The organism is Ruegeria sp. HKCCD6604 (assembly GCF_013110635.1).
Taxonomy (GTDB): domain Bacteria; phylum Pseudomonadota; class Alphaproteobacteria; order Rhodobacterales; family Rhodobacteraceae; genus Ruegeria.
This window is the reverse complement of record NZ_WVQW01000004.1, coordinates 112762-125852: the sequence shown is the minus strand read 5'-3', so window position 1 is coordinate 125852 and position 13091 is coordinate 112762. Positions and strand designations below refer to the sequence as shown.

Annotated in this window: 9 protein-coding genes; 6 read left to right on the top strand and 3 right to left on the bottom strand. The window is 56.2% G+C overall.

What is annotated here, in order from left to right; genetic code table 11:
* Positions 1 to 236: 236 nt before the first annotated feature.
* The 6 genes from GS614_RS12305 to GS614_RS12280 all read left to right on the top strand — a co-directional run bounded on the left by GS614_RS12305 (position 237) and on the right by GS614_RS12280 (position 8118).
* Positions 237 to 2423, top strand: a complete 2187-nt coding sequence (locus GS614_RS12305; protein ID WP_171726435.1) for a serine/threonine-protein kinase — start codon at positions 237 to 239, stop codon at positions 2421 to 2423.
* Positions 2424 to 2624: 201 nt separating this feature from the next.
* A complete protein-coding gene (locus GS614_RS12300) occupies positions 2625 to 3665 on the top strand; it encodes an FHA domain-containing protein (RefSeq protein WP_171726434.1) in 1041 nt (346 codons plus the stop codon).
* Positions 3666 to 3668: 3 nt separating this feature from the next.
* Positions 3669 to 4451, top strand: a complete 783-nt coding sequence (locus GS614_RS12295) for a PP2C family serine/threonine-protein phosphatase (RefSeq protein ID WP_171119276.1) — start codon at positions 3669 to 3671, stop codon at positions 4449 to 4451.
* A 21-nt stretch (positions 4452 to 4472) separates the two neighbouring features.
* Complete coding sequence (locus GS614_RS12290; RefSeq protein ID WP_171726433.1) at positions 4473 to 5735, top strand: transporter substrate-binding domain-containing protein; 1263 nt, start codon at positions 4473 to 4475, stop codon at positions 5733 to 5735.
* A gap of 44 nt (positions 5736 to 5779) precedes the next feature.
* Complete coding sequence (locus GS614_RS12285; protein ID WP_171726432.1) at positions 5780 to 6889, top strand: LysM peptidoglycan-binding domain-containing protein; 1110 nt, start codon at positions 5780 to 5782, stop codon at positions 6887 to 6889.
* Positions 6890 to 7155: 266 nt separating this feature from the next.
* Positions 7156 to 8118 (top strand): glycosyltransferase family 2 protein, encoded by a 963-nt coding sequence (locus GS614_RS12280; protein WP_371808054.1) that lies wholly within the window; start codon positions 7156 to 7158, stop codon positions 8116 to 8118.
* 573 nt (positions 8119 to 8691) lie between these two features.
* Here the strand turns inward: GS614_RS12280 and GS614_RS12275 are convergent.
* The 3 genes from GS614_RS12275 to GS614_RS12265 form a co-directional block, all read right to left on the bottom strand.
* Positions 8692 to 10905 (bottom strand): NADP-dependent isocitrate dehydrogenase, encoded by a 2214-nt coding sequence (locus tag GS614_RS12275; RefSeq protein WP_171726430.1) that lies wholly within the window; start codon positions 10903 to 10905, stop codon positions 8692 to 8694.
* Positions 10906 to 11222: 317 nt separating this feature from the next.
* On the bottom strand, positions 11223 to 12281 hold the full coding sequence (locus tag GS614_RS12270; protein WP_171119271.1) for an ABC transporter ATP-binding protein: 1059 nt from the start codon (positions 12279 to 12281) through the stop codon (positions 11223 to 11225).
* A complete protein-coding gene (locus GS614_RS12265; protein WP_171726429.1) occupies positions 12278 to 13084 on the bottom strand; it encodes an IclR family transcriptional regulator C-terminal domain-containing protein in 807 nt (268 codons plus the stop codon). The genes GS614_RS12270 and GS614_RS12265 overlap by 4 nt, the downstream gene beginning before the upstream one ends.
* Positions 13085 to 13091 lie beyond the last annotated feature (7 nt).

The window sequence follows — 13091 nt, the reverse complement described above, 5'->3', positions numbered from 1 at the left end:
AGTTTTCAATCAGCCCATACTCATTGTCTATATATAGATCCGCATATACCACTAGGCACAACATATGCCATCATGCGAAAAACGATCCATAGTGAAGCCATCAGGCGGCCCCAATAAAGTCAAATTTGAAACGTCTAACCGTTCTTAAGTGTCCTGCGGTTGTTTTTGGTTGTGAGTTCGTGGGCTGTCGGCCCGGTTTTTCTAAGCCGCAAAATGAATAGAACGGGCGGATTGAAATGAGCCACAACCAGGCTGTCGGCGCGACGCGCGACGAACCGAAAATTGAAGGATTGCAGCCAGGCGCAAAGCTGTTGCGCGGGCAGTATGAAATCCTCCGCTATCTCAGCAACGGCGGATTTGGGATCACTTACCTGGCGCGCGACAGCCTGGAGCGCGACGTCGTGATCAAAGAGTGTTTCCCCGGAGCGCTGTGCCGCCGCAACGGTGATCTGGTCGAACCAAACGACCCATCCTTCAAGGACGACCTGCGCTCGATCATTGACCTCTTTATTCAGGAGGCGCGCAATCATGCGCGTCTGGTACATCCCAATATCGTAGATGTGCATCAGGTGTTCGAAGACAATGACACCGCATATATCGCAATGGACCTGATCCGTGGGTGCGACCTGCTGGATTACGTGGAAAACCCGGAGAATGACGGCGGCCCTGATTTCATCGTACAGGTCACCGAAAAAATGCTGTCCGCGGTGTCTTTCATTCACCAGAGCGGCATGTTGCATCGGGACATTTCGCCGGACAACATTCTGATTGATGAGAACGGAGACCCCGTCCTGATCGATTTTGGCGCCGCACGCGAGCAAGCGGCGAACAAATCGGCAGCATTGCTGACCCTGCGCGTCATCAAGGATGGATACTCTCCGCACGAATTCTATGTGCGGGGCGCGGATCAAGGGCCCAGCAGCGACCTATATGTTCTGGCCGCCACGCTTTATCACGCAATCAGCGGTGAACGCCCCATCGACGGCCAGAGCCGCCTGAACGCGTTCAACAACGGGCAGGATGACCCCTACACGCCATTGACCGGTCGTTTCGAAGGATACCCAGACGGGTTCCTCGAGGCGATTGACAAGGCGATGGAAGTTCACGCCACGGATCGTCTTCAATCTGCATTGGATTGGTTGCGCATGTTCCGCGGCCCCGGCGTCATGTTCGACACATTCGCCTATCGGCCCGTGTCCGTGATTGTCGGAATGGATCGCAAAGATAAAGAGGAAGAAAAGGCCCGGATCAAGGCCGAAAGCGAGAACGCCGAAGCCGTAGTTACGGCCCTGCTGGCCGGAAACTCGGACATCGTTCTTGGCAACGAAGACAAAAAAGATGTCGATCTTACCAAAATCTCTAAGAAAGAGGAAACCCCGGTCGCTGTCGATACAGTGGTTCAGAGCGGGTCCGGCGGCAGCGGCAAGCTGATTGCAGGCGCGGCTGTTGTTGCAGTTGCGTTGGCCGCGGGTGGTTTCTTTGTGATGTCCGGCGACAAGACGGAAGACCAGGCAGAAACACCGGTCGCGCAGCCCACGGCAGACATACAATCCGCCGAGACAGAGGCGCCCGTTACAGAGCCTTCTGTCACAGAGGCCACCGATCCCGAACCCGAAGTGGCCATTGCACCCGAACCCAAACCGGAAGAGCCTGTCGAGCAGGCACAATCAGTACCTGCGGAGCCAGCTGCCACAGAAACAGCCTCCGCAGACACTGAACGTTCCGAAGTTCCGGCACAGTCGGAAGAAGCGACTGATATTGCAGCAGTGTCTGAGATCGAGACACCTGCGACTGATGCAATTGCCAACGCCGGAGTTCCGGCGGAACAGCAGGTGGCGTTTGCGCATTGGGATGTCGATATCCCCTTCCAGACATCCCGCCGCCGCGGCTCGACCGGAGCCACCATTGCAGTTACGGGGGTGGACGCCAATCAGGACATGAGCGTGATCGGCGATTGGGTACAGCGTGGCGCTGTCATCTATACCCTGAATGGCAGCCCAGTCCGTCAGGATGTTCCTTTTGCGGCGCAGGTTCTGGATAACCTGAAGGTTGACGCCGATGGGTACACAAGGGTTGCTGCCCGCTATCGCCCGCTGGGTCAGACCCGGGCGCAAAATGGTCTGTTGGCCCTTCCCGCCATACGATCCGTTGGTTTGGAAAATGGTTACACCTTTACCGTTAGCGCCGAAGGCAATAGCGGATGGCAAACCACGGTGAACGCAGTTCCGGCTGACGCGGCAGGAAGCCTGCAAAAAGACGATGTCCTGCTGAATGAAAGCCATTCCGGCATCACATTTGACGGCTCGGAAAGCCTTGATGAGATGCTGGCCGCACTCGTTTCAAGCGAGCAGCCTGAGGCAAATCTGACAGTGTTGCGCAATGGGGCCGAGACGGCCGCAATCATGCAGCTTGCACAGGAGTAATCTGACCGGTTCAAAAGTGATCTGCCAGTGTGTGTTTGCTGAGGGTGGTATCAAGGTTTGCCACCCTGGCGGGAACCGGCCCGCCGCAGAATGTACCAGTTCCCATGGGTATCCATTGAGTGGCTCTGCGCTGACGTGCAGGGAACAGTAGCAGCTTACGACGCGGCTTATCTGCGTCACTAACTTGAAGGTGTCGACACCATGTTCAAATACAAAAGCCCTCTGAGCCGGCTTCTCGAAGGTGCCGGCAAATCCAAAGAAGAAGACGTTGCCGAGAAACCGGCCGCAGTAGACGGCGCCGTAAGCGAAGAAGAAAAGCAGGAACCCATTGCGGATTTCAACGCACTGCGCGCCGCATTGGCCGGTGGAAACATGACATCCGAATCCTATGAGGAAACGGATGAACTGATCCCCGAAGAAAAGATGCCCGAGTTCGACGAGGCCGAGCCGGAGGCAGTGACCGAACCCGAGGTGTCGATCTTCGCCGAAGACAGTTCGGAAGAAGAAGACCACCTGGAAGAGGACGACGCTCCGAAAAACGTTCTGGGGGAAGAGCATGCCGAAGAACTGGTTGAGGTCGAGCAGGTTGTCACCCTGCATGTGACGGAAACACCCGCCGAGACTTCGCCAGAGGAAGCAACGGCCGAGGTCGTGTCCGAACCTACCGAGCCAGAAGTCGGCGAGGTTGAGGTTGCCGAAGCTCCGGCCCCAGAAGCAAAGCAGGTCGAAGAGACCGCTGAGCCGGTGATTGAGCAGGTTGCACCAGCCCCCGCCCCGGTCGAGGATCGCCGTTCACGGGTCAAGACGACATTTCTGGGATTTGAGCGCGCCGATACGCATGTTCAGGACTTGATCGAATCCTCCGAACCCGTAGCGAAAGCAGAAGCGGCGCAAGAGACATTCCCGGTGGGCTGGCTGGTAGTAACAGCCGGTCCGGGACGAGGTTCAAGCATTACGCTCACCGAAGGCCTGATGCAAATCGGACGCAACGATGACCAGGCCATTCAGTTGGATTTTGGCGATACCGGCATTTCGCGCTCGAACCATGCAGTCATCGCCTATGACCCCGAAGACCGGAAGTGTTACTTGGGCCATGGCGGCAAGGCCAATCTTGTACGTCTAAATGGCAAACCTGTTCTCAGTACCGTGGCCCTGTCCAGCGGAGACCTGATCCGCATCAGCGAAACCTCGATCCGGTTCATGGCCTTCTGTGACGACGGCTTTGATTGGCGGGATTCCTGATTGATGCTGGCAACTCCGGCATATGATGTTGCGCTGATCCTGAACCAGGGTCAGCGGGAAACGCAGGAAGACGCGATTGCGGCCCGCATGTTTGACGCGTCGGACGCGGGTTATGTTGTGATTGCGGACGGTATGGGTGGCCATGAGGCGGGTGAAATAGCTTCAGAAATGATTGTGGCCGCATGGCGCGACGCGCTGGACCCAGAACTTGAGGCAGAAACACTGAACGAAGGATCCGCGATAGATGCGCTTCCGTTGGCCGCCATGCAAGCCAATGCCGCGATCGCCAACTACACCGAGGCCCGGGGCCAAGGGTTCAACATGGGATCGACCATGTTGGGTGTCCTTCTTCTGGGGCGGCGTGTGTTCTGGATTTCGATCGGCGACAGCCCTCTTTACCTGTTTCGAGATGGAGCGTTGACGCAGGTCAACGAAGACCACTCGATGGCACCCGTGATTGCGTCGAAAGTGGCTTCTGGCGAGATCACCGAAGCGGTGGCCCGGGAAATGGACCGCAATCAATTGACGTCCGTGGTTACGGGCGGGGCCATTCCCAAAGTGGATTGCCCGGAAGATCCATTGATCGTGTCGCCCGCCGATGTCCTGATCCTTGGAAGTGATGGGTTGCAGTACATCAGCGACGCCGAAATTCAGGCCATTCTGCGGGATCATCAACAGGGGCTGGCACAAGACATTGCCGAAGCATTGCTGACGGCTGTGCAGGCCAAGGGTGACCCGGATCAGGACAATCTTTCTATCGCAGTGGCGAAACTTACAAGAACCTAAACAGGCAAAGCAACAGGACCCATGAAAAAGCACTTACTCATATCAAGCCTTGCCCTTGCTGCCGCCACGGGCGCGGCATCTGCGCAAGAGGCGTGTTCAAGTTATGAAATTCAACGCGGCGATAGCTTACGGGAATTGGCAATCGAAGTGTATGCGACCGAAGACTTTCGGATCATTTTCGACGCGAACCGGGATGTTATCGGTTCCAACCCCAATATTATCCGCGTCGGCGACGTTCTGGAACTGCCCTGTCTGGAAGATGTCGGGCGCGCTCCGGTGCTGGCTGACACCGAGGCAGAGCGGCTGGCTGCGGAAATGGCGGCTGAGCTGGTAAAAGCCGCAGAAGAACGCGCTGAAAAAGCTGTGGCCGAAGCAGAAGCACGTGTTGCCGCAGCGGAAGCCGAGGCAAAGAAAGCGAGTGAAGACGCGGTCGTTGCAGCACGGGCTGCTGCCAAGGAAGAGATCGAAGCCGCCCGCGCCGAAGCTGCTGCTTTGATCCGCAATGCCGGAACGGGTGAACGGCCCGAGATTCGGGATCGTCAATTGCTGTTGATCACCGGTGGGAACTACGCTCCGTTCACCGATGAATCTCTGCCCAATCGGGGGCTCTATACCCATCTGGTTGAGACAGCGATGTTTCGTGCCGCTCCCGAACAGGCCTACAAGATTCAGTTCGTCAATGACTGGTCATCCCATCTGGACCTGTTGATGCCGACGCTTGCATTTGACGCCACCTTCCCCTGGTCGCGCCCCAATTGCGAAGAGGCCGTTGCGCTGTCGGAAGATGATCGCAACCGGTGCGAGACCTACAATTTCTCAAACCCGTTCTACGAGGTTGTGGATACGTTCTTCGCCCGGGAAGGTTCCGGCTATGAGGAGACATTGACCTATGCCGACTTTGCCGGTGCAACGATCTGCCGGCCGGAGGGTTGGTCCCTGTCTCACATGGACGCGGTAAGCCTGTACGAACCGGTCATCAAACTTCTGCGCCCAACGTCACCGGATGATTGCTTTCACGCTCTGATGGATGGCACCGCAGATATCGTCGCCATCGAGGCACATCTGGCAGCCGAGGCAATAGATCGGCTTGGGTACAAGCACCGGATTATCGAAAACCCCAACCTAGCGGCCATCAAGTCGCTTAACGTCATGACCCACAAAGATAATCCTGATGGGGAAGCGATCCTCGAGACGCTGAATCAGGGTCTGGCAATCATGCAGCAATCGGGCGAATGGCGCGACATCGTGTCGACCGCCCTGCGTCATCAAATGGAAAATGGATAAGGCCCCTATCTGGCCTCACAAACTAAAGTCTGGAGGAAGTGGACATGTTTAACGAGAAGATAAAGAAGGTAGCGCTTTCAGCAACCGCGATCACCGCTCTGAGTGCGGGCGCCGCTGCGGCGCAGGAAGCTTGTACCAACTACACCGTCCAGGACGGTGACACCATGGCGACCATTGCAATCGCAGCGTACGGCACGTCGAACTATCAGCCGATCTTCAACGCGAACCGGAACGAAATCACCAACCCCAACGCTCTGGAGCCAGGTCTGGTTCTGGCCCTTCCCTGTGAAGACGGCAGCCTGCCCAATGGTCAGAGCGCGCAGGAAATCATCGCAGCTGAAGAACAACGTGCAGCCAGCGTCAAACGTTCGAGCGTCTACCAGCCGCCGATCAAGCTGGTGACCGGCAATGGCTGGGCACCTTTCGCAGATGAATCGCTGAACGGTGGCGGAGCAATCACCCGTCTGGGCACCACGGCTTTGCAGCGTGGCGGCAACGCGCGCGACTATTCCGTAAGCTTCGTGGATGATTGGAACTCGCACCTGGAAACTCTTCTGCCTCTTGGCGCCTTTGACGTGTCCATGGCGTGGAACATGCCGGATTGCACCAACCGCACTTACGAGTGGTCCTGGGAAACCGAGGTGCGCTGCACACAGTTCGATTCATCTGTTCCGGTCTACGACATTGTCGTCGGGTTCTACACCATTCCCGAAAGCCAGTATGCGAATGCGACAACCTTTGAAGAACTGAAGGGCGCCACCATCTGCCGTATGGATGGCTGGTTCATCCATGATCTGGAACAGGAAGGTCTGCACAATGGTGAAACCATGACGCTGATGCAGCCGATCACCGCACGCGAATGCCTTGACGCGGTCCTGACCGGCACCGCAGATGTTGCAACCTTTGAAGTTCAGCTGTTCTCGGACACAATGGTTGAAATGGGACTGAACCAGAACGACCTGGTTGAGAACCCGTACGTGACCTCGCTTTCCTCGCTGCGCTTTATCAGCCACCGCAGCAATCCGTTCGGCAAGCAATACCTGGCGATGTTGAACAAAGGCCTGAACGAGATGCGCGAAACCGGGGAATGGTATGCGATCGTCTCCGACACGCTGCGCGAGCACAACGAAAAACTGATGGCAGCGTCGAACTGATCCCTCGGTTCAGCTGAAACTTTGGGGCCGGTTCTTCAGTCGGCCCCTTTTTTGTCAGCGTTAAACACGAGGTTTTTCAGAATGACAAATTTTGGCCTCTTATCTGCTTCATAACAGCCTCAAATGCGCAGCACCTTCTAACCCCAAGCACGATCATCATTCAATTGATGCCAATGAAAGAGCGTGATTTTCCTATGATACAGGGCGCCTTCAATATTCAGAATAACTCACCGTCGTCCGCGACCAGATCGGATTTGGACGTTGCAGTGATCTTGCCCTGCTACAACGAGGCCGTTGCCATAGGTGAAACCGTTCGGCAATTCCGTGCGGCCCTGCCCGACGCAACGATTTACGTATATGACAACAATTCCACCGACGACTCCGTCAAGGTCGCGCTTGAGGCAGGCGCCCTAGTCTATTCCGAAACATACCAGGGCAAAGGCAACGTGGTCCGTCGAATGTTTGCCGACGTTGATGCGGATGTCTACGTTATGGCTGACGGGGATGCGACCTATGACAGCGCGGCGGCGCCGGAATTGATCGACCTGCTCGTGTCGCAGAATCTGGATATGGTCAACGGCGCCCGCGTGAATGAAGAAACCGAAGCCTATCGGCGCGGCCACAAACTTGGCAACGCGTTGTTCAGTTGGCTTGTGAAATTCTTCTTCAACAGCAAAATCAACGACCTGCTTTCGGGTTACCGCGTTTTCAGCAGACGCTTTGTCAAAAGCTTCCCCGCAGTATCAAACGGGTTCGAGATTGAAACAGAGCTAACAGTTCATGCGATGCAGATGCGCATGCCAATCGGTGAGGTTCAAACAAGATACTCGTCACGCCTGCCAGATTCGAACTCCAAGCTGGCGACGTTCTCCGACGGATGGCGGATTCTCAAAATGATCGGCTTGTTGATCAAGGATGAAAAGCCCGTTGCGTTTTTCCTGTCATTGGCCGTGTTGATGTTTTTGCCTTCGCTCTTTGTGTTTGTGTCCGTATTCCGGGAATTTTTGGAAACAGGGCTTGTCGATAGAATTCCGTCTGTCGTCGTCGCAGTATCTGGTTTTGTTGCGACAATGCTGTCCATCGTCTGCGCTTTGATTCTGGAATCTCTGGCTCTTGCCCGTAGGGAAGCACGTCGTCTGTCATATTTGCAGCACAAAGGTGTAGCTGCGTCAGGCGTTGACCAAATCAAGCCATCGCTTGTCGAGGCTCAAACCCGTCGATTTGGCTGATCAGAACCACCCCCAGTTCAATGCTAGGCAAATGAACGGCCTGTTCGCGCGTAAGCGTCTGAACACGCTGGTTTGTTCAAGGATTTGGTGAACCAGATACGCAAATGGCCAGCACCCCAAATGCTGGCCATTTTTCTGAGTGAGTGATATAGCCCTAAGGCCTCACCAGTGAAATTCTTTGTCCCCAAATACCTAACGCGGACTGAAAACCGGCGCTATTGGGGGAATCCCGTAAATCTTAAATTTTTTCCAAAAATCAGGATCTTTCGATCCTTGCTGACCGCCCTGTTCGCAGTTTCGGGAAAGCGATCGAAATTTGCGCCTGCGAGCGGACGGCCAAGCGCTGAAATCCAAAGTGATGCCCAGATGTTTACCGGGCACACATTGCGCAAGTCGTTCATAGAACCTGACAAGACTGGTTTTAACGGCGCAGCCACAGCAAGCTACAGATCGTCAGGCGCAAGCTTCGGCGCGGGTCTTTTGGCAATCCCGCGTTCCATGAAAAGGACCGCGCAAAGGCGGTCCCTTCGTGTTTTGATGTCGGACGAAACTCGCCCGCCTGTTCGACGGCAATCAGCCGATGATTGCGTTCAGCGTAGCGCTGGGGCGCATCACAGCGGCGGTTTTGACCGGGTCAGTATGATAGTATCCGCCCAAATCCACCGACGGTCCTTGGACTGCGGCCAGTTCCGACAAGATCTGCTCTTCTTTGTCTGCCAGCGCTTTTGCAAGGGGTGCCATTTCAGCTGCCAGATCGGCATCGTCAGATTGGGCAGCCAAGGCTTCGGCCCAGTAGCGCGCGAACCAGTAGTGGCTGTCGCGGTTGTCCGGTTCGCCGACTTTTCGACTTGGCGACCGGTTGTTGTCCAGAATGCCCTGAGTTGCGGCCTCTGCCGCAGCGCCAAGAACACCTGCCTTCGCGTTTCCTTTGACGTCGGCCAGGAAGTTCAGGGATTCCCCAAGCGCGCAAAACTCGCCCATCGAATCCCAGCGCAGGTGATTTTCCTCGACCAGTTGCTGCACGTGTTTCGGTGCCGAGCCCCCTGCCCCGGTTTCGAACAGGCCGCCGCCATTCATAAGCTTGACGATCGACAGCATCTTGGCCGAGGTTCCCAGTTCGAGGATTGGGAACAGGTCGGTCAGATAGTCACGCAGCACGTTGCCGGTGATGGCGATGCTGTCCTTTCCGGCGGTGATGGTTTCCAGCGTCTGGCGGGTTGCCTCGCGCGGGGCCATGATCTGGAACTTGTCAGCCACGCCCGCAGCCTTGAGCGCCGGTTCCACGTATTTGATCAGCTCGGCGTCATGGGCGCGGTTCGCATCCAGCCAGAAGATCGCCTCGGATCCGGTCAGGCGCTGACGGTCCATCGCCAGTTGGATCCAGTTCTCGATCGGCGCCTTCTTGACGGTGCAGGCCCGCCAGATGTCACCCTTCTCGACCTCGTGCGAATGCAGGGTCTCGCCGTTGGCCAGAACGATGCGCATTGTGCCGTCGGCGGGTGCCTCGAAGGTGGTCGGGTGGCTGCCGTATTCCTCGGCTTTCTGCGCCATGAGACCAACGTTTGCGACCGCACCAGCAGTGGCCGGGTTCAATGCACCATTGGCTTTGAAGAACTTGATGCTTTCATCATAAACAGTTGCATAGCACCGGTCGGGGATGACGCAATTAGTATCACCCTTGGCACCGGTCTCATCCCAACCCTTGCCGCCCGCGCGGATCACCGCTGGCATCGAAGCATCAATGATCACGTCGGAAGGAACATGCAAGTTGGTGATGCCCTTGTCGCTATCCACCATATACATGGATGGACGATCAGCCTTGATCGCGTTTATTGCGGCGACGATCTCGGCATTGTTTTGAATCCGCTCAAGCAAATCGCCAAGACCCGAGTTCGGATTCACACCCAGCGCATCCAGTTCCGCACCGAATTTTTCGAAAACCGGCGCCAACCAGGCCTTGACCGCATAGCCAAAGATGATCGGGTCCGAGACCTTCATCATCGTGGCTTTCAGGTGCAACGAGAACATTGTGCCGTCTTTCTTGGTGTCCTCGATGGCCTCTGCAAGGAAGGATGACAGTGCTTTGACCGACATGAAGGTCGCATCAGCCACGGTGCCTTCTTCCAGCGGCCACGCGTCCTTCAGGACAGTCACACTGCCGTCTTTGCCGACAAACTCGATCCTTGCATCGCCCGCTTGGGCAGCGGTGATGGTGGCCGATTTCTCATTGGCGTAAAAATCGTTGCCCGACATGGACGAGACTTTGGTTTTGCTGTCCGAGGTCCATTCGCCCATGGAATGCGGGTTGTTGCGGGCATAGTTTTTGACAGCCCGCGCCGCGCGGCGGTCACTGTTACCTTCACGCAGAACCGGGTTCACGGCCGAGCCTTTGATGGCATCATAACGCGCACGGATCGCCTTTTCTTCGTCGGTCGAAGGTTCTTCGGGATAGGCCGGGATATCATAGCCTTGCGACTGCAACTCTTCGATGGCGGCAACCAGTTGCGGAACCGATGCCGAGATGTTCGGCAGCTTGATCACATTGGCGTCCGGGGTCTTTACCAGCTCACCCAATGCCGCCAGATCGTCCGAGACACGCTGCTCATCCGTCAGGTTCTCGGGGGAGGCTGCCAGAATGCGCCCGGCCAGTGAAATGTCCTTGGTGCCCACGCTGACGCCAGCAGCCGAAGCGAACTTGCGAATGATGGGCAGGAACGAGGCGCTGGCCAGTTCGGGCGCTTCGTCTACAATGGTATACAATATGTCGAAGTTCGATTTATCTGCCATATTTTTTTACCTTTTTAAGCCTTTCGGGGCGTGCGATCCAAGAGTTGAAGCCACTTCAGCGTGGCGCGGGAGGGGCGCGATCACGATACCGCCCCTGGGTGACTCTGTTTTGACAGGGCCTCCCTTAAATCACGTTGCGCTGGGAATCAATCATCTGTGCCCGCGCATTTTGCCACGGGCTGGGCGTGGATGGCCTTTGATGTCATCAGCTCAACGTTTCGCCCGCCTGTCTTTGGCGTTTCCCTTCTGGTCACGCCACATGTTTTCCATAAAGCTGCACGGCTGCTCCCACGAATTTTTCGGGTTGCGGCCAAGGATTACCGAAATCTCTGCCCTGTCTCGGGATCAAATACCATGGCACGGTCAGGTTGAATGGATATGCCAATCCGGTCGCCGGTTTTGCTGCGCTGGTCATCCCTCTCTTCGACAATCAGTTTGTCACGATTTGGCGTCAGCAAATATGAGTAGGATACACCCCCAAGCGCTTCGGTCAGATCCACGGTGCAGGTGTCCGCAGACCGGTCGATATGAATATGTTCAGGGCGCATCCCCAACGTCACCTTGTCCGTTCCGGCAGGAACGGTTGCCGAGACAGGCAATGGCTGGCCCAAAGCGGGATGAGTGACATGGCCGTCGGCATAATCGCAATCGAGAAAGTTCATCGCGGGCGAACCGATGAAACCTGCAACAAACCGGTTGTCAGGATCACGGTACAGATCCATCGGGGCGCCGACCTGTTCGATCCGGCCATCGCGCAGCACCACAATCTTGTCGGCCATCGTCATGGCTTCGACCTGATCATGGGTCACATAGATCATGGTTGCACCGATTTCCTGATGCAGACGCGCGATTTCGACGCGCATCTCGACACGCAATTCAGCGTCCAGGTTGGACAGGGGTTCGTCAAACAGAAAAACCTCGGGCCCGCGTACAATCGCCCGCCCGATCGCAACCCTTTGCCGTTGCCCCCCGGACAGGGCCTTGGGTTTGCGCTTGAGATAGGGATCAAGCTTCAGAATGCTCGAAGCCTCCTGCACCTTCTGGTCGATCTCGGCTTTTGGGACACCGTTCATGCGCAGGCCAAATCCCATGTTTTCCGCCACTGACATGTGCGGGTAGAGCGCATAAGTCTGAAACACCATCGCCACGCCGCGCTTGGCCGGGTCCATATGTGTCACCTCGCGCGATCCGATGTGAATCTCACCTTCCGAGGTTTCTTCCAGCCCTGCAATCATCCGCAACAACGTGGATTTTCCGCACCCTGAAGGCCCTACAAAAACGCAGAACTCTCCATCTTCGATTTGCAGATCGATCCCATGAATGACCTGTGTCTGACCATACCGTTTGATTGCCCGATTCAGAGTTACACCTGTCATGTCATCAGCATCCTGTCGTTTTTGGAACTTTGGCCTGTTTCGGGAAACCGCCAGGCTTGTGCCTCGGTTCCGATTTGTTCGGCCACACGCCGCAGGCGCGGCACCCAGGCTTCGAGTTGATCGAAATCCATACGTTCGGTGGACCCGGTTATCGAAATCGCGCCAAGCATCCGACCGTTTGACGTCAGAACTGGGCAGGCGATGCAAATGATGCCCGGCTCGTGCTCTTCATCATCGATGGCAAATCCCCGGCTGCGAATTCTGTCAAGATCAGTCCGCAACATCTTTTCGGATGTCAGCGTTTTGTCGGTAAATCGGTGATAGCTTTGCTGAGACACCGCCTTGTTCAACGCATCTTCGTCCAAGAATGCCAGCATCGCCTTGCCGACCCCCGTGCAGTAGGCCGGTCCAACTTTTCCAGCCTGAGAGTACATCTCAATTGGTTGTGCGGCGTTGCGTTTGTCGACGTAAAGAACCTGACTGGCATCAAGCTGCGCCAGATGCACCGTTTCACCGGTTTCTTGGCTGAGGGCATCCAGAAAAGGCCGCGCTATCGGAGCCAGTGAGCTTTGCGTCCATGCCGCATGGGCCAACCGAACCAACCGCATCCCGGGCGCATAGGTCTGCCTGTCGCGGTCATAAGACAGCATTCCCTGGTTGGTCAGGGATTGCAGAAATCGATACAGGGTAGCCTTTGGAAAATCGCTGTTTTCCAAAAGTTCAGCGAATCGAACGGGGCGCTCGAACGATGCCACGTGATCCAGCACATCACATGCTTTGCCTATAGTTCCGTCACCTGACACGGGCCAT